This window comes from Mesorhizobium sp. M0678 (assembly GCF_040320505.1).
Taxonomy (GTDB): Bacteria; Pseudomonadota; Alphaproteobacteria; order Rhizobiales; family Rhizobiaceae; genus Mesorhizobium.
In genome coordinates this window covers 218,111-240,367 of the sequence record NZ_JAMYPT010000001.1, presented here as the reverse complement: position 1 = coordinate 240,367, position 22,257 = coordinate 218,111, and the positions used below count along the sequence as shown (strand labels likewise).

Annotated in this window: 17 protein-coding genes, 1 tRNA gene and 2 pseudogenes; 11 read left to right on the top strand and 9 right to left on the bottom strand. The window is 62.0% G+C overall.

Going from position 1 to position 22,257, the window contains the following annotated elements:
• The first annotated feature begins 43 nt into the window (after positions 1-43).
• On the top strand, positions 44-1,015 hold the full coding sequence (locus NKI29_RS01125) for a patatin family protein (RefSeq protein WP_023678882.1): 972 nt from the start codon (positions 44-46) through the stop codon (positions 1,013-1,015).
• 19 nt (positions 1,016-1,034) lie between these two features.
• Here the strand turns inward: NKI29_RS01125 and recJ are convergent, their stop codons facing one another.
• The 5 genes from recJ to NKI29_RS01100 form a co-directional block, all read right to left on the bottom strand.
• Positions 1,035-2,819, bottom strand: a complete 1,785-nt coding sequence (recJ, locus tag NKI29_RS01120; protein ID WP_352568835.1) for a single-stranded-DNA-specific exonuclease RecJ — start codon at positions 2,817-2,819, stop codon at positions 1,035-1,037.
• A gap of 60 nt (positions 2,820-2,879) precedes the next feature.
• On the bottom strand, positions 2,880-3,863 hold the full coding sequence (gene glpX / locus NKI29_RS01115) for a class II fructose-bisphosphatase (protein ID WP_352754813.1): 984 nt from the start codon (positions 3,861-3,863) through the stop codon (positions 2,880-2,882).
• Between the two features lie 202 nt (positions 3,864-4,065).
• Positions 4,066-5,379: a homoserine dehydrogenase gene (locus NKI29_RS01110; protein ID WP_352454459.1), complete on the bottom strand. Its 1,314-nt coding sequence runs from the start codon at positions 5,377-5,379 to the stop codon at positions 4,066-4,068.
• Positions 5,380-5,419: 40 nt separating this feature from the next.
• A complete protein-coding gene (locus NKI29_RS01105) occupies positions 5,420-6,637 on the bottom strand; it encodes an LL-diaminopimelate aminotransferase (protein ID WP_023678886.1) in 1,218 nt (405 codons plus the stop codon).
• A 40-nt stretch (positions 6,638-6,677) separates the two neighbouring features.
• A complete protein-coding gene (locus tag NKI29_RS01100) occupies positions 6,678-7,064 on the bottom strand; it encodes a hypothetical protein (RefSeq protein WP_023678887.1) in 387 nt (128 codons plus the stop codon).
• A 97-nt stretch (positions 7,065-7,161) separates the two neighbouring features.
• Here NKI29_RS01100 and phaC point away from each other — a divergent pair, with 97 nt between their 5' ends.
• The 3 genes from phaC (at position 7,162) to NKI29_RS01085 (ending at position 10,686) form a co-directional block, all read left to right on the top strand.
• Positions 7,162-8,997 carry a class I poly(R)-hydroxyalkanoic acid synthase gene (phaC, locus tag NKI29_RS01095; protein WP_352754815.1) on the top strand — a complete coding sequence of 612 codons (1,836 nt, stop codon included), beginning with the start codon at positions 7,162-7,164 and terminating at the stop codon, positions 8,995-8,997.
• Between the two features lie 216 nt (positions 8,998-9,213).
• A complete protein-coding gene (locus NKI29_RS01090) occupies positions 9,214-10,437 on the top strand; it encodes a YcbK family protein (RefSeq protein WP_352754868.1) in 1,224 nt (407 codons plus the stop codon).
• A 174-nt stretch (positions 10,438-10,611) separates the two neighbouring features.
• Positions 10,612-10,686, top strand: a tRNA-Glu gene (locus NKI29_RS01085).
• Between the two features lie 125 nt (positions 10,687-10,811).
• Here the strand turns inward: NKI29_RS01085 and NKI29_RS01080 are convergent.
• A complete protein-coding gene (locus NKI29_RS01080; protein WP_023678889.1) occupies positions 10,812-11,108 on the bottom strand; it encodes a DUF982 domain-containing protein in 297 nt (98 codons plus the stop codon).
• A gap of 297 nt (positions 11,109-11,405) precedes the next feature.
• Here NKI29_RS01080 and map point away from each other — a divergent pair, with 297 nt between their 5' ends.
• Both map and radC read left to right on the top strand, forming a co-directional pair.
• Positions 11,406-12,233, top strand: coding sequence for a type I methionyl aminopeptidase (gene map / locus NKI29_RS01075; protein ID WP_352454462.1), 828 nt, complete (start codon positions 11,406-11,408; stop codon positions 12,231-12,233).
• A gap of 68 nt (positions 12,234-12,301) precedes the next feature.
• Positions 12,302-13,048, top strand: a complete 747-nt coding sequence (gene radC / locus NKI29_RS01070; RefSeq protein WP_352795383.1) for a RadC family protein — start codon at positions 12,302-12,304, stop codon at positions 13,046-13,048.
• An 88-nt stretch (positions 13,049-13,136) separates the two neighbouring features.
• On the opposite strand, the gene NKI29_RS01065 is transcribed toward radC, so the two are convergent.
• From NKI29_RS01065 to NKI29_RS01055, 3 genes are all read right to left on the bottom strand, one after another.
• The gene (locus tag NKI29_RS01065; protein WP_352795556.1) at positions 13,137-15,716 is read right to left on the bottom strand and encodes a bifunctional diguanylate cyclase/phosphodiesterase; all 2,580 of its coding nucleotides are present in this window, start codon (positions 15,714-15,716) and stop codon (positions 13,137-13,139) included.
• 349 nt (positions 15,717-16,065) lie between these two features.
• The gene (locus tag NKI29_RS01060) at positions 16,066-16,932 is read right to left on the bottom strand and encodes a class I SAM-dependent methyltransferase (protein ID WP_023678894.1); all 867 of its coding nucleotides are present in this window, start codon (positions 16,930-16,932) and stop codon (positions 16,066-16,068) included.
• 237 nt (positions 16,933-17,169) lie between these two features.
• Complete coding sequence (locus tag NKI29_RS01055) at positions 17,170-18,264, bottom strand: glycosyltransferase family 4 protein (protein WP_352795381.1); 1,095 nt, start codon at positions 18,262-18,264, stop codon at positions 17,170-17,172.
• A gap of 494 nt (positions 18,265-18,758) precedes the next feature.
• Here NKI29_RS01055 and NKI29_RS01050 point away from each other — a divergent pair, with 494 nt between their 5' ends.
• The 5 genes and pseudogenes from NKI29_RS01050 to coxB all read left to right on the top strand — a co-directional run bounded on the left by NKI29_RS01050 (position 18,759) and on the right by coxB (position 22,199).
• Positions 18,759-19,115 (top strand): SPW repeat protein, encoded by a 357-nt coding sequence (locus NKI29_RS01050; RefSeq protein WP_352795379.1) that lies wholly within the window; start codon positions 18,759-18,761, stop codon positions 19,113-19,115.
• 128 nt (positions 19,116-19,243) lie between these two features.
• Positions 19,244-19,692 (top strand): annotated as a pseudogene (locus NKI29_RS01045) (DUF2231 domain-containing protein).
• Complete coding sequence (locus NKI29_RS01040; RefSeq protein ID WP_352795377.1) at positions 19,692-21,020, top strand: PQQ-dependent sugar dehydrogenase; 1,329 nt, start codon at positions 19,692-19,694, stop codon at positions 21,018-21,020. The pseudogene NKI29_RS01045 and the gene NKI29_RS01040 overlap by 1 nt, the downstream one beginning before the upstream one ends.
• Before the next feature lie 6 nt (positions 21,021-21,026).
• Positions 21,027-21,216: pseudogene (locus tag NKI29_RS33430) on the top strand (efflux RND transporter permease subunit); the annotation flags it as partial.
• Between the two features lie 167 nt (positions 21,217-21,383).
• The gene (gene coxB / locus NKI29_RS01035) at positions 21,384-22,199 is read left to right on the top strand and encodes a cytochrome c oxidase subunit II (RefSeq protein ID WP_023678900.1); all 816 of its coding nucleotides are present in this window, start codon (positions 21,384-21,386) and stop codon (positions 22,197-22,199) included.
• Positions 22,200-22,257 lie beyond the last annotated feature (58 nt).

The window sequence follows — 22,257 nt, the reverse complement described above, 5'->3', positions numbered from 1 at the left end:
TACGGCCCGCCTATAGGATGGCCGTGGGACAAGGGAGATTGTGATGCTCGACTGGGCGTCATTGCGCAACAGACCTGACGTTCGGGAGGCCAATGGCCTCTCCTCGGCCGCGGGCGCATCCGAAACCAAATCTCCGGGCAAAACAGGGATTTCGCTGGCATTGGGCGGCGGCTGTGCGCGCGGCTGGGCGCATATCGGCGTGCTGCGCGCGCTTGACGAAGCCGGCATCGAAGTGTCGATGATCGCCGGCACCTCGATCGGCGCGCTGGTCGGCGGCTGCTATGTTGCCGGCAAGCTTGACGAGCTGGAAGAATTCGCGCGCAGCCTGACCAGGCGGCGCATTTTTGGCCTTCTCGACCTCAATCTACGCGGCAGCGGCCTGTTCGGTGGCATGAAGCTCGATGCGCGGCTGCGCGAGCACATAGCCGGCATCCGCTTCGAGGACCTGCCAAAACCATTCGTCTGCGTCGCTTCGGAAATCCGCACTGGCCATGAGATCTGGCTGTCGAGCGGCTCGTTGAGCACCGCAATGCGCGCCTCCTACGCGCTGCCCGGCGTGTTCGAGCCGGTCGCCTGCAATGGGCGTGTGCTGGTTGACGGCGCACTGGTCAATCCGGTGCCGGTCTCGGTCTGCCGTGCCTACGAGCAGCCGCTCGTAGTTGCGGTGAACCTTCACTACGATCTGTTCGGCCGCGCCGCGGTGATCAAGCACAATGCCGGCGAGCTGGTCATCGAGAAAGACGCGCCGAGGGCCGGCCACGCCGATCCTGAACGCCAGTCACGCGAGACGCGGCTCGGCATTACCGGCGTCATGGTCGAGGCCTTCAACATCATCCAGGACCGCATTTCGCGCGCCAGGCTGGCCGGCGACCCGCCGGACATATCGCTGCAGCCGAAGCTCAGCCATATCGGCCTGACCGAATTCCACCGCGCCGACGAAGCGATCCGTATCGGCTACCAGGCAACGATGGCGCAGATCGGCGACCTGACCCGGCTGCAGACCGTCCTCGCTTAGGCAGGGCGGCAGCGAGCTCTCAGGCAAGCGCCGCGTCGACGATACGAAATTGCACCGTGCGGTTGCCGTTCCAGTGGTTGCCCGACAGCGAGCCGGCGACATGCACCGGCTTACCCCTGTTCTTGAACAGGAATTCGCCAAGAGCCGTGTCGACGGCGCGAAAGGCGATCGCCTGGATGCGGCCGCCGCTTTCCGACTGCAGGTCGGCGCGGATGTGGTTGCTGCCGACCGCCCGCGCATCGACAAGCCGGTGGCGCGGCAGCGCGAACACCGGCGCAACATGCCCGGCGCCGAACGGCCCTGCCTTCTCAAGCGCATCGAGCAGCGCAAGCGTCGCGCCCTCGGCGGCAAGCGCGCCGTCGATCGCCAGGCTCTCCTCGCCTTGCAGCCGGAACACATCCACCGCCGCGCGTTCTTCGAAGAAAGCCCTGAGTTGGCCGAGCTTCGCCCGCTCGACAGTGATGCCGGCCGCCATTCCGTGGCCGCCGCCCTTGACGATCAGCCCGGCATCGGCGGCCTCGCGCACCAGCCGGCCGAGGTCGAAGCCCGACACTGAACGGCCTGACCCCGTGCCGACACCATTGGCGTTGAAGGCGATGGCAAAGGCCGGCCGTCTTGCATGGTCCTTGAGCCGCGAGGCAAGCAGGCCGACAATGCCAGGATGCCAGTTGCTGCTGGCTGTGACCACGATGGCCGGACCATTGCCGCCAGCAAGCTCGGCATCGGCCTCTGAGCGCGCCGCGGCCAGCATCTCCTGCTCCATCGACTGCCGCTCCTGGTTGAGCCGATCCAGCGTCTCGGCGATGGTGCGGGCTTCGACCGGGTCGTCGGTTGCAAGCAGGCGGCTGCCAAGTGCTGCGTCGCCGATGCGCCCGCCGGCGTTGATGCGCGGACCGATCAGAAAGGCCAGATGGAACGTGTTGATCGGCTCGCCGATACGCGAGACCCGCGCCAACGCCGCCAGCCCTTCGTTCCTCTGCTGCCGCGCAACCTGCAGCCCCTTGACAACGAAGGCGCGGTTGATGCCGGTGAGCGGCACCACGTCGCAGACGGTGCCAAGCGCTACCAGATCGAGCAGGCCAAGCAGGTCCGGCGGTGCGGCATCCGGCAGGCGGCTGCGCAGAATCTTCGCGGTCTGCACCAGGCAAAGGAAGACGACACCGGCGGCACAAAGATGACCTTGGCCGGAAAGGTCGTCCTCGCGATTGGGGTTGACGACCGCAGTCGCCGCCGGCAACGGCCCGCCGACCTGATGGTGATCGAGCACCACGACGTCGGCGCCGACGGCCTTCGCCGCGTCGATGGAAGCAGCACTATTGGTGCCGCAATCGACGGTGACGATCAGCGTCGCGCCGCGCGAAACGAGTTCGCGCATCGCTTCCGGATTGGGGCCGTAGCCCTCGAAGATGCGGTCCGGTATGTAGATCTCCGACGGCACCGAGAAATGCGCGAGAAAGCGCTTGAGCAGCGCCGATGAGGCGGCGCCGTCGACATCGTAGTCGCCAAAGATCGCCACCTTTTCCCTGGCCATCACCGCCTGGGCGATGCGAGAGGCGGCCTTGTCCATGTCGGTCAGCGATGCCGGGTCGGGCAGCAGGTTGCGGATGGTCGGATCCAGAAACTGCTCGGTCTGCTCGGCGGTGACGCCACGCCCGGCCAGCACGCGCGCCACGATATCGGGCACGCCATACCCTTGCGCGATGGCGAGCGCGGCCATGTCCTGACGCTCGGTCAGCCGGTGTTCCCAGGAAACGCCGGTGGCCGACTGCCTGACATCGAGGAAAAAGCGTCTTTCCCCCGTCACGTGACGCGCCGTCTGCAATTTGTCATTGCGCACAGTATGCAACGGCTAACTGAGTCGAAATCAAAACTTTTCCAGATCCTGGTGCCTGGCCTTGATTTCGCGCACGGTCCGCGATGACGATCGCAGGACGATCGTGTGCGTGGTGATGAAATTGCGGCCGAACTTGACGCCGGCCAGCATATTGCCGTCGGTGACGCCGGTCGCGGCAAACAGCACGTCGCCGCGTGCCATGTCTTGCGTGTGGTAGATCCGTTTAGGGTCGGAGATGCCCATCTTGGCGGCGCGCGCCAGCTTTTCCGGCGTATCGAGGATCAACTTGCCCTGCATCTGGCCACCGGTGCAGCGCAAGGCGGCAGCTGCGAGCACGCCTTCCGGCGCGCCGCCGGTGCCGAGATAGATGTCGATGCCGGTCTCGTCCGGGTCGGTGGTATGGATGACCCCGGCGACATCACCGTCGCCGATCAGACGGATTGCGGCTCCGGTCGCCCGCACGGCTTCGATCAACGCGCCATGGCGTGGCCGGTCGAGAATACAGGCGGTGATCTCCGCCACCGGCACGCCCTTGGCCCTGGCCAGGCTGGCGATGTTTTCGGCCGGCGAGGCATCGATGTCGATGATGCCGTTGGCATAGCCCGGGCCGATCGCGATCTTGTCCATATAGACGTCCGGCGCGAACAAAAGGCTGCCTTTTTCGGCAATGGCGATAACGGCCAATGCGTTGGGCAGGTTCTTGGCGCAGATCGTCGTGCCTTCGAGCGGATCGAGCGCTATGTCGACAGCCGGGCCTTTGCCGGTACCGACCTCCTCGCCGATATAGAGCATCGGCGCCTCGTCGCGCTCGCCTTCGCCGATCACCACCGTGCCGTTGATGGCAAGACGGTTGAGCTCCTGCCGCATGGCATCGACCGCGACCTGGTCGGCGGCCTTCTCGTCGCCGCGTCCGCGCAATCTGGCGGCCGCGACCGCGGCGCGTTCGGTGACGCGCACCAATTCCATGGTCAGTATCCGGTCGAGGCCGGCGACAATGTTCTGGGCCACATTCATCGATGGACAATCCTCGTTGGCACTTTGTTTTTATTATGCATGTCGTTGTCCCAAAACCGCTGCACACTTTTGGGCGACATGCATTAGCCTCCCGCCAGAGACGCGCTTCTTGTGTCAAAGCCCCGTGACAACAGCAAGACCTGCGCTGGACCTTTTTGAAAGCGCAGCAATATCAATCGATTAAACGCAAAATGTGAGACTGCTATCCGGCCCGCTCGATGCGGATGACTTGCGGCTTGTCGGTCAGAAGGCTGTCCCTGGTGATGCCGTCGACGGCCTTGCGCACCGCCGCCTCGGTCGTCTCGTGGGTGACGAGGATAACCGTCTTCTGTGCCTCGGTTTCCGGCCCGGCGGCATGCTGGACGATCGATTCCAGAGAAATGTCGTTGTCGGCCATGCGCTTGGCTATTGCCGCGAAGACGCCGAGGCGGTCGTGTACGGTCAGCCGGATGAAATAACCGCCAGCATGGCTGCGCATCTGCGCTTTCTTGTAAGGCTTCAATTCCTTCGCCGGCCGGCCGAAGACCGGACCATGCTGGAAGCCAGGCCGGCTCTTGGCGATGTCGGCAATGTCGCCGATCACCGCCGACGCGGTGGCGTTGCCGCCGGCGCCAGGGCCGGAAAGCAGCAATTCGCCGAGGATGTCGGTTTCGATCGCCACCGCATTGGTGACGCCGTGCACCTGCGCGATGACCGAGGCCGTCGGCACCATGGTCGGGTGCACGCGCTGCTCGATGCCGCTTTCGGTGCGTTGGGCGACGCCAAGCAGCTTGATCCGGTAGCCGAGATCGCCGGCCGCGCGGATGTCGGCCTGGCTGATGTTGGAGATGCCTTCCATGTAGATATCGTTGGCGGCGATCTTCGTGCCGAAGGCAAGGCTGGTCAGGATCGACAGCTTGTGCGCGGTGTCGTGACCCTCGATGTCGAAGGTCGGGTCGGCTTCGGCATAGCCCAGCCGTTGCGCATCCTTCAGGCAGGCATCGAAAGACAGGCCCTCGGCTTCCATGCGCGTCAGAATGTAGTTGCAGGTACCGTTGAGGATGCCGAAAACGCGGGTCACCGAATTACCGGCCATCGCCTCGCGCATTGTCTTGATGACCGGAATGCCGCCGGCCACCGCCGCCTCGTAATTGAGCAGCACGCCTTTCCTCTCGGCGATCTCGGCCAATGCCACCCCGTGTTTGGCAAGCAACGCCTTGTTTGCGGTGACGACATGTCGGCCGGCCTCGAGCGCCGCTTTGACGGACGAGCGTGATGGGCCTTCGTCGCCGCCGATCAGCTCGACGAACACGTCGATCTCGGCGGTCTGCGCCATCTTGACGGCGTCGTCGAACCACTGTGCTGTGCCAAGATCAACGCCGCGGTCGCGTTTGGGATCGCGGGCCGAAACCGCCGACACGACGATGTCGCGCCCGCACTGCCGCGTCAGTTCGGCCGCCTTGTCGCGTAGCACGCGGGCGACCGACGCACCGACGGTGCCGAGCCCGGCAATTCCAACACGCAACGCTTCAGCCATGTCCGGCGACGCCCCATTCAGTCGGTTCATGTGTAGAAAATCAGCGATGCGCGGCGAGCGGCACGACGTTATTCGGCTGCTTGGCGCTGGATGCGAGGAAGCGCTTGATGTTGCGCGCCGCTTGCCGGATCCGGTGCTCGTTTTCGACCAGCGCGATGCGCACGTGATCGTCGCCATGCTCGCCGAAGCCGACGCCCGGCGCCACCGCGACGTCGGCGTGCTCGATCAGGAGCTTGGAGAATTCAAGCGAGCCCAGGTGCTTGAACGGCTCCGGGATCGGCGCCCAGGCGAACATCGAAGCCGCCGGTGCGGGAATGGTCCAGCCGGCGCGGCTGAAAGCGTCGACCATGACATCGCGGCGTTTGCGGTAGACGTCGCGCACTTCGGCGATGTCGGCGCCGTCGCCGTTGAGTGCATGCGCCGCCGCCACCTGGATTGGCGTGAAGGCGCCGTAGTCGAGATAGGATTTCACTCGCGTCAGCGCCGAGATCAGCCGTTCATTGCCGACCGCAAAACCCATGCGCCAGCCCGGCATCGAAAAGGTCTTCGACATCGAGGTGAACTCGACGGCGACGTCTATGGCGCCCGGCACCTGCAGCACCGAAGGCGGCGGATTGCCGTCGAAATAGATCTCCGAATAGGCAAGATCCGACAGGATGATGATGTCGTTCTTCCTGGCGAAGGCCACCACCTCCTTGTAGAAATCGAGCGAAGCGACCAGTGCCGTCGGGTTGGATGGATAATTGAGGATCAGTGCCAGCGGCTTCGGGATCGAATGGCGGATGCCGCGCTCCAACGCCGGGATGAAGCCGTCGTCCGGCTCGACCTGCAGCGAGCGGATGACGCCGCCCGACATGATGAAACCGAACGCATGGATCGGATAGGTCGGGTTGGGGCACAGGATCACATCGCCGGGGGCGGTGATCGCCTGCGCCATATTGGCAAAGCCCTCCTTCGAGCCGAGCGTCGCCACCACCTGGCTGTCCGGGTCGAGCTTCACACCGAAGCGGCGGGCATAGTAGTTGGCCTGGGCACGACGCAGGCCCGGAATGCCGCGCGACGACGAATAGCGGTGCGTGCGCGGATCGCGTACCACCTCGCAGAGTTTGTCGACGATGGCCTTGGGCGTCGGCAGGTCCGGATTGCCCATGCCAAGGTCGATGATGTCGGCGCCGCGCGAACGGGCGCTGGCCTTCAGCCGGTTGACCTGTTCGAAGACATAGGGCGGAAGCCGGCGGACCTTGTGAAATTCTTCCATGGCAGTTCCAGACAGTGAGGTTGCGGTCGCGCGTATAAGCTTATTTGCAACTAGGGTCGAGAGCGGGGTCGCATTTGCCTTCGATCTGCTTCAGCGCCTCGGCGCCGTGTTTTTTTGCCAGCTGGTCCAGCGCTGCCTGGTCCGCAACCTTGACGCCGCCGCCCTTGGCGGCCTGGCTCTGCTCCTCGGCCTTCAGTTGGGCGAGCTTGGCGTTCTTTTCCTCGTCGGTGAATTGCTCGGCCGCCACCTGCGGCCGGATGTTCAGGTTCGGATAGGAACCGGTGTCCTTCGCGCCGACAAGGCCGGTGGCGGGCGCCGCACCTTCTATGTTGCTGCTCGTGCAACCGGCCATCGCCAACAGGACGAGCGCCATGCGGCAAAAACGACCAGTGCCGGAAAAAACGTTCTTGCCAATATTAATCGTCATATTGTTTTCCTGGCGGCCGGGTTAGAGCACATTGGACCCTGTTCGATATCCCATGGTAATATGTCAACAAAACGCTTCGGGAGGAACCCGGCGAACCATGTCCAAAACACCCGATTCGGGCAAAGCGGAAGATGACCAACCTTCGACCGTCGAGCAATATCTGGTGAAGGACCCGGAACGCTTCGCTCTGAACATGGCCCGCATGATCGAGCAGGCCGGCAAGGCCGCCTCGGCATGGGCCGAGCCGCGGGAAAAGGGCGAGGTGCGCGATCACGTCGCCGAGCCGGTCGTCGACATGGTGAAGACGTTCTCCAAGCTCACCGAGTACTGGCTCTCCGACCCGCAGCGCGCGCTGGAGGCGCAAACGCGGCTGTTTTCCGGCTACATGACCGTCTGGGCCAACGCCGTCCAGCGCATCGGCGCCGGCGCCGAGGACGCCGAGGACGCGGTCAAGCCCGAGCGCGGTGACAAGCGTTTCCAGGACCCGGAATGGGGCCGCAACGCCTTCTTCGATTTCCTCAAACAGGCGTATCTGGTCACCTCGCGCTGGGCGGCCGAACTGGTCGAGCACGCCGACGGCCTGGACGAGCACACCCGCCATAAGGCCAGCTTTTATGTCAGGCAGGTGTCCAACGCCATCTCGCCGTCGAATTTCATCCTGACCAATCCGGAATTGTTTCGCGAGACTGTCGCCTCGAACGGCGAAAACCTGGTGCGCGGCATGAAGATGCTTGCCGAGGACATCGCCGCCGGCAAGGGCGACCTGAGGCTGCGGCAGGCCGATTATTCATCCTTCGAGATCGGCAAGAATCTCGCTACCACGCCCGGCAAGGTGGTCGGCCGCAGCGACGTCGCCGAGATCCTGCAATATGAGCCGGCGACTGACACCGTGCTCAAGCGGCCGCTGCTGATCTGCCCGCCATGGATCAACAAATACTACATCCTCGACCTCAACCCGCAAAAATCCTTCATTCGCTGGGCAGTCGAGCAAGGCCACACCGTCTTCGTCATCTCCTGGATCAACCCGGACGAGCGGCATGGCGCCAAGAGCTGGGAGGCCTATATCAGGGAGGGCCTGCAATACGGCCTCGACACGATTGAAAAGGCCACCGGCGAAAGGCAAGTCAACGCCATCGGCTATTGCGTCGGCGGCACGCTTCTGGCGGCGGCCCTGGCGCTGATGGCGCAGGAAGGCGACCACCGCATCAAATCCGCCACCTTCTTCACCACCCAGGTCGATTTCACCTATGCCGGCGATCTAAAAGTGTTCGTCGACGAGGAACAGGTCGCGGCCGTCGAAAAGGCGATGAACGAAAAAGGCTATCTCGACGGCACCAAGATGGCGACCGCCTTCAACATGCTGCGCTCGGGCGACCTGATCTGGCCCTATGTCGTCAACAACTACATGCGCGGCAAGGATCCCCTGCCCTTCGACCTGCTGTACTGGAATGCCGACTCGACCCGCATGGGCGCTGCCAACCATTCTTTCTATTTGCGCAATTGCTATCTCGAGAACAGGCTTTCGCAAGGCATGATGGAACTGGCGGGCCGCACGGTTTCGCTGAAGGACGTTACCATGCCGGTCTACAACCTCGCCTCTAAGGAGGACCATATCGCGCCGGCGCTGTCGGTATTCCTCGGCTCGAAATATTTCGGCGGCGAGGTCGATTACGTCATGGCCGGCTCCGGCCACATCGCCGGGGTCGTCAATCCGCCGGCAGCGCAGAAATATCACTACTGGACCGGCGGCAAGCCGGCCGGCGACTTCGACCAGTGGCTCGCCGGGGCCACCGACCATCCCGGTTCCTGGTGGCCGCACTGGCAACGCTGGATCGAAGCCAAGGACAATACCCGCGTACCGGCCCGCAAACCGGGCGAGCATATGCAAGTTCTAGGCGAAGCCCCCGGCACCTATGTCAAGGTGCGCGTGTAACCATCTGTAATGTGTGGTGAGTTGACGCGCCGCCAAAAGCGGGCGAAATGGTGCCGTCAACCCTGAGCAGCCTTGATTCATCCTCTAGCCGCCAAAGTACTTTGAGGCTTGCAGATTTGACACAGGTCTCGTTTCCGGTTCGGGGAACAAGGGTCATTTCGACGAGACGTTTCGACGCCGCGCCAATGACGAACCGGTCGGATATCGAGGGGGAATATTGTTTTGAGATCAGCAGGATCGCGCCTCGCGAAGGGAGAAAGCCGCGCCATTGTGGCGGCGCTTTTCTCGGTGCTCCTGGCGTCCTGCACCTCGGCCGGCGACCCGACCATGTCGGTCGGCATGCCAGGCTACAATACCTCGGCTACCGAAATCAGCACGGCCGCCGGTGCGCCCCAGGCCAGCACGGCCGCATCATCGTCGCAGATGACAACCGCACAAATGACGATGAATGCCGACGGCGACGCCAACCTTCCCGAGCAGGTCGCCTATGTGCCAATAGCCAAGCCAGGGGCCAAGCCCGATGCCGGCTTCCCGATCGCCGTTCCCACGGCAGCCGAGACGATCACGGGACACACGCCGCAGCCGCTGCAACCAAACGCCCAGACGGCCGATCAGGCCGTGGCACAGAACAGTGCTGATGCATCGAAGCCCGACGCCAAGGCCGCCGCGCCGGCGATGAACAACCCGGTCTATGTGACCGCCGGCGAGATGCCGCAGCCACAGGCCTACGCACCGAAGAAAAACTTCCTGGCCTCGCTGTTCAGCGCCACCCCCGCTTCGGCAGCATCGCCGGCCAACAGCAGATCGGGCGGGCAGCCAACGGTCGTGCAGGCCAAGGCGACGCCTGCGGCAAAACCCACCGTTACCCTGGCCTCGGCCAATCCGGCTGAAAAGCCGGTGCAGCTGGTGTCGACGGGCGATACCAGCCACTTCACGGCCGATGCGCTGCCCGGCGTGCGCCAGACGGCGCTGTTCGAGATCAAGCGCAAATCCGGCCTCGACGATGAGAGTGACGTCGATCTCAACGAAGACGAAGGTTCGGGTGGCGCCTACCAGGTCGCCTCCGCCGCTGGCCTCGCACGGCTGGCACCCAACGGCCTTCTGAAACAGAACGAAAGCGTCGATGTCGCCTGCTTGAAGCCGTCGCTGGTTCGCGTGCTGAAGACGATCGAAGGCCATTACGGCCGCAAGATGACGGTCACCTCCGGCTATCGCGACCCAGCCCGCAACCGCCGCGCCAACGGCGCCAAGAATTCGCTGCACATGTACTGCGCCGCCGCCGACATCCAGGTCCCCGGCGTCTCGAAGTGGGAACTGGCGAGCTACATCCGCACCATGCCGGGCCGCGGCGGCGTCGGCACCTACTGCCACACCGAATCCGTTCACGTCGATGTCGGACCGGAGCGCGACTGGAACTGGCGTTGCCGCAGGCGCGGCTAGGGCGAGGATCTTCCGTCACCGCGAAGGCCCTTCGGCGGCGTTGCATCATGCCGCAAAAACCAGCTTGGCTGCCGGAAAGACGCGGTTTGGAGCCAAAGGAAAAAAGTTGTCGCAGCCGGCGGCAGACGGGTTGCCGGTTTGTCGCGACGCAACTATAAGCGCTCACATCTGAGCGCGCCCATCGTCTAGCGGTCAGGACACCGCCCTTTCACGGCGGTAACAGGGGTTCGATTCCCCTTGGGCGTACCAGCATTTCAACTTGGCATTATGTCTATCGCCAGCGTGATGCTGCGCAAGCTTTGCTGGACCCGCCACTCTGATAGAGATGTCGGCAAGAAGAGGCGAAGACGACTGAGGACTACGTCGAAGGCTGTCTACGCCCGCAGTCCCCTCGCCTCGCCGCCGCGCTTGCGCGGAACCATCATGTCCCTGGCAAGCAGGCCGCTCACCCGGCAAAAGGCCATGAAGGCCCGCCATGCGTCTTCGGTCTCGACGATGTCCACCGTGGCGCCAAAACAGGCATTGAACGCGGCTTGGTAGGTTGGCCCCTTCCGGCGAACCGGCCACGTTTGCAGGAAATCGAGCGCCTGCTCGACACTGTAGATTTCCTCGACCGGCTGGCCGGGCACAGGCGCGATCCGCACCGGCACCTCGAATTGCAGTCTGTCCATTCGATCTCTCCCGAACCGACCCCCGCAGCAGCGCCGTTCGTCGCAAAAAGTTGCCGTGGCGGCTAACGCTTGGGCCGACTTCTCGCCTAGAAATGTGTCGTCACTGCGGTAGCCAGATGAACCCGGCGGAAGCATGAGCCGCTGCAGGCAAGGAGAATGCTCCCTGGGCATGAATATCGCCGGTCTTCGGCCGTCGCCGGCAGTTCGTCCTTGAACCTTGCGCTTTCCAGTGCCAAATCTGGGAAGGTTTCTCTCGCGGAGGCTCATCCAGCCCCGCATCCTGCAAGACGGATAAAAATGGTCACCTATCTCGACGCCGCCACGGCACCGCTCAGAAACACCGGCCAGATCCGTCTTTACGACGAGGAAGGTTTTGTCGGCATGCGCAAGGCTTGCGATCTCACCGCGCGCTGCCTCGACGAACTGGTACCGATTGTGGCGCCCGGCGTCACCACCGAAGCGATCGATCGCTTCGTCTTCGAGTTCGGGATGGACCATGGCGCGCTTCCGGCGACGCTCAACTACCGTGGCTACACGAAATCATCCTGCACCTCGATCAACCACGTCGTCTGTCACGGCATACCCGACAGCAAGCCATTGAAGGATGGCGATATCGTCAATATCGACGTCACCTATATCCTCGACGGCTGGCATGGCGACTCCTCGCGCATGTATCCGGTGGGCACGATCAAGCGTGCCGCGGAGCGGCTGCTCGAAGTCACGTATGAGTGCCTGATGCGCGGCATCGCGGCAATCAAGCCGGGCGCCCGAACCGGCGCCATCGGCGCCGCCATCCAGACCTATGCCGAAGCCGAGCGTTGCTCGGTGGTGCGCGATTTCTGCGGCCACGGGGTTGGCCGGCTGTTTCACGACGCGCCGAATATCCTGCATTACGGCAGCGCCAGCGAAGGCGTCGAGATGCGGCCGGGCATGATCTTCACCGTCGAGCCGATGATCAATCTCGGCCGGCCGCATGTGAAAGTGCTGTCGGACGGCTGGACCGCGGTGACGCGCGACCGTTCGCTGTCGGCGCAGTACGAGCACACGATCGGCGTCACCGAGACCGGCTGCGAGATCTTCACGCTGTCGCCAAAAAACCTCGACCGCCCCGGCCTGCGGGCCTAGTGTCTGGCAGATCGGGCGTTACATCGGGCGTTACCTTGCCCGGCAAATGCTGGGTGGGGCAGCCATAGATGAACGGTGACGACGACGAGCGGGCCTTCTTTCCCGAAAGGCCAGTGCGATCGCCCGCGAAAGCGGTGGCCGCCGACAAGCCGCATTATCTCGGCCATCGCGACCGCCTGCGCGAGCGCTTCGCCGCCGGTACCAACACCCTCCCCGACTACGAACTGCTCGAGCTTTTATTATTTCGGCTGATCCCGCGCGCCGACACCAAGCCTGTCGCCAAGGCATTGCTGGCACGCTTCGGTACATTGGCCGAGGTCCTCGGTGCGCCCGTCGAGCGCCTGCAGGAGGTGAAGGGCATCGGCCCGGCGGTGGCGCTCGACCTCAAGGTGGTTGCGGCAACGGCGCAGCGCATGGCGCGCGGCGAGATCGCCGGCCGCGAGCTGTTGTCGACCTGGACGCAGGTTCTCGAATACTGCCGGTCGGTGATGGCCTTCGAGGAGCGCGAGCAGTTCCGCATCCTGTTCCTCGACAAGAAAAACGCGCTGATCGCCGACGAAGTCCAGCAGGTCGGCACCGTCGACCACACACCGGTCTATCCGCGCGAGGTGGTCAGGCGCGCCTTGGAACTCTCCGCCACGGCGATCATTCTGACGCATAACCATCCGTCGGGAGACCCGACGCCGTCGCGCGCCGACATCGAGATGACCAAGCTGATCATAGAGACGGCCAAACCGCTTGGCATTGCCGTTCACGACCACATCATCATCGGCAGGAAAGGCCACTCCAGCATGAAGGGCCTGCTGCTGATCTGAGGTTTGGCGTTGTTTTCAGCTTTGTCCGCTGTGCGCCTCTGTACCGCAACGTCAAGGCGGTCGGCTCGATAAATTCTGGCGCCGAGGCTCAGCTGGCCGTGCGCAGGCGTCGCGATCGGACAAAGGTCTTAAGTCCCTCGGAATCGAACGCGTGGCCGAAGGCATAACCCTGCAATATGTCGCAGCCCAGGCCCTTGAGTAGCCGTGCATGCTGCATCGTCTCGACGCCTTCCGCCACGACCTCGATACCTAGCGACTTGCCGATTTCAATGATCGACGAGACAACCTGCCTTCTCTGCGGAGATTTGACGATTGGGGTGACCAGCTGCCGATCTATCTTCAGCCGGCGCGGCTGCAACTTCAGCAAACTGACCATCGAAGCGTAGCCGGTACCAAAATCGTCTATTTCGACGTCAATCCCCAGCTCTTTTATCTGCTCGATATTCCAGGTGACAAGGTCGTCGTTCTCGTCCAGGAAAATCGACTCAACAAGCTCGAACGAAACTGTTCCTTTCTTGATATTTTGTTCTCGCAGGCTCTTGATGAGCTCCTCGTCTTGAAGGCGCCTGGCCGAGACATTGACCGACACCCGCGGAATGTGAAGTTTTGCAGCGGACCACTCTTCGAAATCCGCAAGCGATTGCTTCAATATGGCTTGGTCGATAATCGAGACGACGTTCAGTTCTTCTGCAATCCTCAGGAAGATGTCGGGCGCCAAAATACCCTTTATTGGATGTTTCCACCTCGCCAGCGCCTCAACCCCAACGATTTCGAGCGTCTTTGCGTCAAATTGGGGCTGGTAGAAGGGGATGAACTCGTTGCGCTCGAGGCCGCCGAGAATTTCGTCGGCAATCCGCTTAGTATCGACGATTTCGCTTTGCATCGCGTCGGTGAAGAATTCGTATCGATTGCGGCCCCGCCCCTTTGCTCGGTAAAGGGCGATATCGGCGTTCACCAGCAGGTGTTTGGCTTCGACATCTTTTGCGTTATCGACAGCGATTCCCACGCTGACACCAAAACGGCATCGATGACCCTGATAGTAGACGGGTTCGCGCATCTGGCTGATGATGCGGTCGGCGAGCAGCGCCAGTTGCTTGGTATCGTCGCGCACCACGCACAGAACGATGAATTCGTCTCCCCCGATACGGGCGACGAATCCCTCGTCGCCGACCTTCGACCTGAGCACGGTTGACGCGTGAACCAGCATCGCGTCACCGGCGGCGTGGCCCAGCGTATCGTTGATGTGCTTGAACCGATCCAGATCTATGTGAAGCAGTGCCGCGTGCCCGCCTGAGCGCCTGGCGTTTGCCGCGTAATGTTCCAGTACCTGGTCGAGGTAACGCCGGTTGGGCAAGCCGGTCAGCGAATCATGAAGCGCGATGTGCTCTATGCGCGCTTTGGCCGACTCGAGTTCTGCGTTTTTCGACTCGGACAGCTGTTTTGCACGAACCAGATCCTTGTTCAGCAGGACGTCGGCAGTCACGTCCCATTCCGCGCCGATCATTTTTGGGGTGTCGTTTGCGACCCGGTAGAGGATCGCCTTGGACCGGACATGACGGATCTCGCCATCCTGACGCACAATCCGGTACTCCGACAAATATGGTCGTCCGCTGGCCACTGCCCTGTCGAAGTCCGCGTTGGCGCCAGCCAAATCATCTGGGTGGATTGCTCCCGCCCAGTCTGGGTAGCCCCGGTGCTCGCCGGTTGGTTTGCCATATATTTCGTTGACGCGATCATCCCACGTAAGCTCGTTGGTCGCGAGATCGTGTTCCCAAACCCCAATAGCCGAAGCTTCCAGAGCGAGTTCCAAGCGTCGTGACAATCGACGCAATTCCGCATAATTGCGCTGTCTTTCGCCAATCAGGCGGCCTGTGACCAGGAAAGGGAACACAACCAAGGCTCCGGCCGTCGCCATGATCGCGCGCAACAACCATGCGTTGCTTGGCGTCGAAGGCCAGCCATTTTTGGGAATGGCCGCGAGCTGCCACGAGCCGGAAGGAAGCAAAACGTCAGCCGTCACCGGATCGCTTTTGCTGATCTCCTCATTGCCGTAGAATTGACCACCTCGGTGACCGAGGGCGTCCCTGCCGATCAGCGCTACGTCGATCCCGAGATCGTCGTCAAGCAAGCCGCTCGCTCTGTAAAGGCGCTGCACGTCGACAACGGCGGAAATGATACCCCAGAACCTTTCCGTATTGCCAGCGCTCGGCACGAAGACCGGAAAGCGGCCGATGAAGCCTTGTCCTCCCTGTTTCAGGTCGACGGGACCGGCAAGCACCAGCTTGCGTTCGTCTCGCGCCCTTAGCGCAGCTGCACGCTGCCGCTCGTTCTTGCGGTAGTCCAGACCCATCGCCTGCTCGTTACCCTCCATCGGATACATAAGGGAAACGACCAGATCGGGCGCGCCGGCAATATCGTTCAATTGCGAGTCGGCGCCAAACAGATTGCTCGCGAGCGAGGCGAAGCGTTGCTGTCCCATATAGGGCTCGGTCACGACCGCGGCGACCAGTCCACGCACGAGCTGGAGGTTTCCATTGATATTGCCTTCGAGCTTGGCGCGGATGAGATTGACCTTGGTCAGCACGTCCGCACGGACGGCCTGGTCCGAGACGATTTTGTTCTGGTGCTCCGCGAACGCTGCGCTGACAAGGATGACGACAAACGCGATCGCCGCCGGAATATTTGCCGACGAAAAGACGGCCTCCTTGATGCCGTTGAACCTAGCGCGGAAAAAAGCCAATAGGCGATTCCTCAAGTGCCATTTTCAGGTTCTCGGGGTCGACCCGATGAGGAACATTAGCTTTCAATGTTTAATTTGACCTTCATACTCCTGAGAAATTTCATTTTCCGACGGCTGACGCCGGCTGCGATACCGACAGCGATGCTGAAGGCGGGCTGCACGATGCGGACCAACATGAAACGCCAGCTAGATCAGCCTTGCTCGGAAGATCGAGGCGCACGAGCGCCATTGCACATTTCGACGCTCCGACCCGAGTACGTCAGAGCATTGACCTGGACTAGTGCCCCTCAATCGCCTTGGGAGACACAAGGTATGGTATCTTGCCGACGCTGCGCTTCGTCGCGCCAATGGAATAGGCCATCGGTATCTTGGGAGAGTTCTCGGGTAGGCCGTACATATCCTTGCCGGCCCGCACGGCAAATGAAAAGTGCTGCCACGAAACCGTGTCATGCTCATTGAGAAAATCGAGCGTCAGACCAGCTGAAATCAGCGCATTCACCACGTCACTGATCGGGTGGATCCATTCATAATAGCGAGGATGCTTCAAGATACGATCATCGCCGGTGTAGGTCAGTTCCTCGTTCCAGGCGAGCGGCCGAGCTATCGGCGTTCGCCAGTCGTGCTTCAATTCCAGGGCCGCGGCCTTTCGATCGCACTGAAACATCAATGGATGGCCCTCGGCCATGTAGAGGCGGCCGCCGGGTCGCAGAAGATCGGCAACCACCCGCGCCCAACGGAACACGTCGTCCAGCCAGTTTACCGAACCCCAAGTAACGTAAGCGATATCAAAGGTCCGGCCGAGCGCTTCCACCGCCTCGAACAGTGGCGCTTCCACGAAGCGCACGTCGGTGCCTGCCTTCGCAGCAAAATCCCGCGCCGCCACGATCGCCGTCGGTGAAAAGTCGAGCCCGGTCACGCTGCCTGCGCCGAGATTCTTCAGGCTGATCGTGTCAAGACCGATGTGACACTGCAGGTGGACGATATCCTTGCCGGCGATGTCGCCGAGCTCGCGTGTTTCCAGCTCATAGAGATTGGATCCGCCGGCCAGCACATTCTCGATGTGGTAGCTGCCCGTTGTGTCGGTCGAGTGCAGTTCGGCCCGATCATCCCAATTAAGGCGGTTCGCGCCCAGAAACCGTTCCAAATTCCCCCCACCCCTGACTGACGCATGGTAAACAAGTCGTTAAAACACCTTTGCAGCGAAAGTAGCGCGCGTCAATCCGGACCGGGCGGCAGTGCGCCGCCGCTCGCGAAAGCATTAGCCCCGGGAAGGCTTGCTGCTGATCAAAGGCTTCTGGCGCGATCGCCGCGCCCGGCGACAAGACCCCGCAGGCGCTCCCGGACTCCGCCGTCGTGGTCTGTATGTGGATTAGTCGGTTCCTCAGCCCGGCACAGCCACCATCGCGATATTTCTGGAGAGCTCGTTTGTGGGGGCAACTGCGTCTGCCGTGCTGCTCGTGAGTGCTCGGTAGAGTGCCACATAATCGCTGCACATGCGCTCGACCGTGAACCGCTTCTCGAACGTCTGCCGCACTCGTGCGCGATCGAGGCTGTCTATGCGCCGGAGCGCGCCCACGGCTTCCTCCACCGTATCCACGATCCATCCGGACACACCGTCATCGATGATCTCCGGGACGGCGCCACGCCGGAACGCAACCACCGGCGTACCGCAGGCCATTGCTTCGATCGTTACGAGCCCGAAGGGTTCCGGCCAGTCGATCGGAAACAAAAGCGCTATCGCATTGCCCAGAAAATCCGCCTTTTGCCGCTCATCGATCTCGCCAATGAACTCCACGTTCGAATGCCGCAGCACTTGCGGCTCGACCCTTTCCTTCCAGAACGACTGGTCCACCTTGTCGATCTTGGCGGCGATCTTCAGGGGAAACCCGGCCCGCGCTGCTATTTCTATGGCCGCTTCCGGCCCCTTTTCCGGCGAGATGCGACCGAGAAACGCAAGATAGCCAGAGGTGTTCGGGTGGAATGGCAGAAGATCGCGGGGCAGGCCGTGATGCACGGTTCCAACCCAATTGACGGGCGGCATGGGCCGGCGCTGGTCGAAGGAAATCGAGACCAGGGGAACGTCGTCGAACATCGCATAAAGCTGCGCCAGATCGGGCAGGTCGAGCCTGCCGTGAAGCGTGGTAACCGTTCGTCTGGCAAAATCCCGAATTATGGGGAAGTGCAGAACATCGACGTGGAAATGTAAAACGTCGAATTCATCGGCTCGCCGGCGCACCCGTTCAAGCATCATAACATGGTGCGGACCACCGTCCTGGACCCTGGGGTTCAGGCGCAGCGCGACGTCGCAACATCGCACCAGCTCGGCTGAGGTACGAGAATCGGCGCTGGCGAACAGCGTCACCTCATGGCCCTGTCGGACAAGTTCTTCGGTCAGATACGAAACGATTCGCTCGGTTCCACCGTAGGTTCGGGGCGGCACGGATTCGGTTAGCGGTGCGATCTGGGCTATTTTCATTTAGAAATCTTTTCGGCGGCGACCGCCGTCTTTCAAACAAGCTTCGGCGGCAACCAAGACAAGCGAGAGCTTCCCGTTGCGAAGTATTCTATGCAGAGCGTATTTATAGTTGTGCCGTCCGTGCTCCTCCCGTGCAATCAGGTTTCCCTTATTCAACTCCTCTGCATCCAAGAACTGCGATCCATGAGAAATGTTTCACCGGCTCGATAAAAAGACAGAATGAGCTACGCGCCGCCGCCCCGCCGCCCCCTGACAGGCAGGTTTGGATTTGTTCGATCACCACCAATTGATCCAGGCGTGCCGGTGCCGAATGGAACATAAAGCCCGGAATTCAGTTAGATAGCTGGATTTGGCTGGAGTACCGCCAGATGCGGAATTCCAGCCGGGCAGGGCACTACCGTGACACGGAGTGAGCGGCTTCGGGCGCATCTCGCCGAACTCAGGCACCACCTTGCCGAACTCGGGAGCCATAAACGCTCCTTATGGAGGATGCCATGAACCAGTGGACAAACGCCAGGCTCTGTGACGTAGCCAACCTGATCCTTGGGGCAATTCTGTTCTTCTCTCCCTGGATCTTCACATTTGCGGCAGGCCCGCAGACGCAGAACGCCCTCGGCAGCGGAATCTTGATCGTCGTGCTTTCGGTTGCCGCCCTCGCAGCATTTGCCGTGTGGGAAGAGTGGGTGAACCTGGTCGTCGGACTGTGGGTTCTCGCATCGCCCTGGGTGCTTGGATTCCAGGCGACCACGGCGATGACCGTGCATGTCGTGATCGGCATTCTGGTCGCCGTGCTGGCGGCGATCGAGCTCTGGATGATGCATCAGAACCCGCCGACCCAGTCCGCCGCCTAACAGGCGCAGCCAGCCAGCGCCCTTTTTTGGGCCTGACGGATCTATCGGTCGTCTGCCGGTCTCTCGGCAACAGCCGCCGGAGGCCGGGCAGGCGGTTGTTTGGACGAGAATAGGAAGGGTGGCGCATTATGGTCGGTGACAATCCGCGTTCGACGGCCAGGATTGCGGGACATCCTATTCATCCGATGCTCGTGCCATTTCCGATCGCCTGCTTCGTCGGCACCCTGCTGACGGATCTAGCCTATTGGCGAACAGCGGAGATGATGTGGGCTGACTTCTCCGCTTGGCTGGTTACCATCGGCGTGATCATGGGCTGCCTAGCAGCGATCGCGGGGCTGATCGATTTCCTGGCCAATCCGCTGATAAGGGCACAGCCCCCGCCTGGCCGCACGTGCTCGGCAATCTTCTGGCGCTGGCGTTATCCATCATCAACATGCTCGTGCACACCCGCGATGCATGGACCTCCATCGTTCCTACCGGCTTGATCCTCTCGGCGGTTGTCGTGCTCATCCTCATCTTCACTGGTTGGCTGGGCTGGTCCATGGTGTACCGGCATCACGTCGGAGTGGCGGATTGATGCGCATAGCAAGCTCCATCGGTCAGACCAGGCGCATCGCGGTGTCCGTCCTCGTTTGCACTGCGGCGATCACTCTTGCAGCGTGCAGCGGCAACGACCCGGATCCCAGCAGTCAGATAGGGCCGAATCCAAACCTGCCGGAGCCGATCCAATATTTCTTCCCGCCCATGCATCTCGCTTCCGTGGTCGGATGGAAGAACGACGAAAAGCCGACCGTCGCGCAGGGGCTGCAGATCCAGGCTTATGCCCACGGCTTGCAGCATCCGCGGTCGCTTTACGTGCTGCCCAATGGCGACGTCCTGGTGGTCGAGTCCAAGGCGCCGGGTGGCGAACCGATCAAACGGCCCAAGGATTTGGTGATGGGCTGGATCGAATCCTGGGTCACCTCGGGCGGCGACAGCGGCCCAAGCAACCGCATTACGCTGCTGCGCGACACCGATGGCGATGGCAAGCCGGAGCTGACCAGCGTATTCCTCGACCACCTGAGCTCCCCCTTTGGCGTGGCGCTGGTGGGAAGCGATCTATACGTCGCCAATACCGACTCCATCGTCCGTGACACAAAGATCACCGTGCCCGGAACGCCGCTAACCGCCCTGCCCGGCGGCCCGATCGACCACCATTGGACGAAGAGTCTGGTGGCAAGCCCCGACGGCTCGCTGCTCTATGTCGGCATCGGCTCGAACAGCAACGTCGCCGAAAACGGCATCGAGGCGGAGAAGAACCGCGCCGCCATCTGGCAGGTAGACAGGGCCACCGGCCGGTCGCGCATTTTCGCCAGCGGTTTGCGCAATCCAAACGGCCTGAGCTGGGAGCCGCAGACCGGGGCGCTCTGGGCAGTGATCAATGAGCGCGACGAGCTCGGCCCCAATCTCGTGCCGGATTATCTGACCTCGGTAAAGGATGGCGGCTTCTACGGATGGCCATACAGCTATTACGGCCAGCATCTCGATCCCCGCGTCATGCCCCAACGTCCGGACCTGGTCGCAAAAGCGATCGTTCCGGGTTATGCACTGAGTTCCCACGTCGCCCCTCTGGGACTGGCCTTCTATACGGCAACCAGCCTTCCCGAGGCATATCGCGGCGGCGCCTTCGTTGGCGAGCATGGCAGCTGGAACCGCACGCGCTTCAATGGCTACAAGGTAGTGTTCGTACCATTCAGCGGCGGCCGTCCGAGCGGCGTCGCTACCGACGTGGTGACTGACTTCCTGGACAAGGACAACAAAGCGCGCGGCCGGCCTGTCGGCCTGGCTGTCGACAAAACCGGGGCCCTGCTCATCGCCGACGACGTCGGCAACACAGTTTGGCGGGTGACATCTGCCGGCCAATAAAGTGGCTCCACTCCCTTCGTCGAGCGTCGAGCAGGTGAACGGACACTGCTCGAAGCAATCGTGCTGACGCTCTTCGTCATGCTGTTCCTGCCGAACCTGCGCGCGACGATCCCCGACGATCGCCGTTCCGGTGGTTCTGCTAGGCGCATCCGGCGTGCCCGCCCTTGCCGGCTACTCGACGCTGACGATGTTTGCCACGCGCTGCCGCTGATCACCGCCGAACCGAAGGACCCCCAGCGCCGAAATGGTATTTTTGCCCTTCCCACAGCCGGCTCTAGAATTTTCATCGCAAATCAAGTTATGATGCACTTGGTATTTCCCGGGACGGCTTGCGCCGCTTGGAATACCGGGAGGAACCGGGACATGGCCGTTGCGCTTGTACTCGTTCTGATAGTCGTGGGCTCGGTGTTGTTCCACTTCCTGAGCCCATGGTGGTGGACGCCGATTGCCTCGAACTGGGACTATATCGACAACACCATCATCATAACTTTCTGGATCACCGGTGTCGTCTTCGCCGCCGTGGTTCTTTTCATGGCCTATTGCGTCTTCCGCTTCCGTCATCGGGAAGGCAATCAGGCGGCATATGAACCTGAGAACAGGCGGCTCGAATCCTGGCTGACGGTCGTCACCGCGGTTGGCGTCACCGCTTTGCTCGTTCCAGGCCTGTTCGTCTGGAGCCGGTTCGTTAACGTTCCAAGCGACGCAACCGAGGTCGAAGTCGTCGGCCAGCAGTGGCAATGGAGTTTCCGCCTCCCCGGCAAGGACGGCAAGCTCGGCACATCCGACACTCGCGACGTCAACGCTGAAAATCCACTCGGCGTCATCGCCACCGATGCCAACGGTCAGGACGATGTCGTAGTGGAAGCGGCCGACCTGCACCTCCCGGTAGGCAAACCGGTCAAGATGCTGCTCCGCTCGGTCGATGTGCTGCACGATTTCTACGTGCCGGAATTCCGCGCCAAGATGGACATGATCCCGGGCTCGGTCACCTATTTCTGGTTCACTCCGACCAAGACCGGAACCTTCCAGGTCCTGTGTGCCGAACTCTGCGGCCAGGGACATCCGATGATGCATGGCGTGGTCATGGTCGATACTCAGGAAGACTATCTGGCGTGGCTTGGCCAGCAGCAGACTTTTGCGCAGCTGTCCGCCCCCCAGCAGATGGGCTCGGCAGAGTAGGAACCGGAACGACGGCGCGCCGTCGGGATTGAAATTAATGCGGCAAGCCCGAACTGTC

Coding starts and splice junctions, on each gene's coding strand:
- map (WP_352454462.1), top strand. CDS start 11,406: ATGGTCACCTATCTCGACGCCGCCACGGCACCGCTCAGAAACACCGGC.
- radC (WP_352795383.1), top strand. CDS start 12,302: ATGAACGGTGACGACGACGAGCGGGCCTTCTTTCCCGAAAGGCCAGTG.
- NKI29_RS01100 (WP_023678887.1), bottom strand. CDS start 7,064: ATGACGATTAATATTGGCAAGAACGTTTTTTCCGGCACTGGTCGTTTT.
- NKI29_RS01055 (WP_352795381.1), bottom strand. CDS start 18,264: ATGAAAATAGCCCAGATCGCACCGCTAACCGAATCCGTGCCGCCCCGA.
- NKI29_RS01040 (WP_352795377.1), top strand. CDS start 19,692: ATGCGCATAGCAAGCTCCATCGGTCAGACCAGGCGCATCGCGGTGTCC.
- NKI29_RS01110 (WP_352454459.1), bottom strand. CDS start 5,379: ATGGCTGAAGCGTTGCGTGTTGGAATTGCCGGGCTCGGCACCGTCGGT.
- NKI29_RS01050 (WP_352795379.1), top strand. CDS start 18,759: ATGAACCAGTGGACAAACGCCAGGCTCTGTGACGTAGCCAACCTGATC.
- NKI29_RS01125 (WP_023678882.1), top strand. CDS start 44: ATGCTCGACTGGGCGTCATTGCGCAACAGACCTGACGTTCGGGAGGCC.
- glpX (WP_352754813.1), bottom strand. CDS start 3,863: ATGAATGTGGCCCAGAACATTGTCGCCGGCCTCGACCGGATACTGACC.
- NKI29_RS01080 (WP_023678889.1), bottom strand. CDS start 11,108: ATGGACAGACTGCAATTCGAGGTGCCGGTGCGGATCGCGCCTGTGCCC.
- coxB (WP_023678900.1), top strand. CDS start 21,384: ATGGCCGTTGCGCTTGTACTCGTTCTGATAGTCGTGGGCTCGGTGTTG.
- NKI29_RS01105 (WP_023678886.1), bottom strand. CDS start 6,637: ATGGAAGAATTTCACAAGGTCCGCCGGCTTCCGCCCTATGTCTTCGAA.
- phaC (WP_352754815.1), top strand. CDS start 7,162: ATGTCCAAAACACCCGATTCGGGCAAAGCGGAAGATGACCAACCTTCG.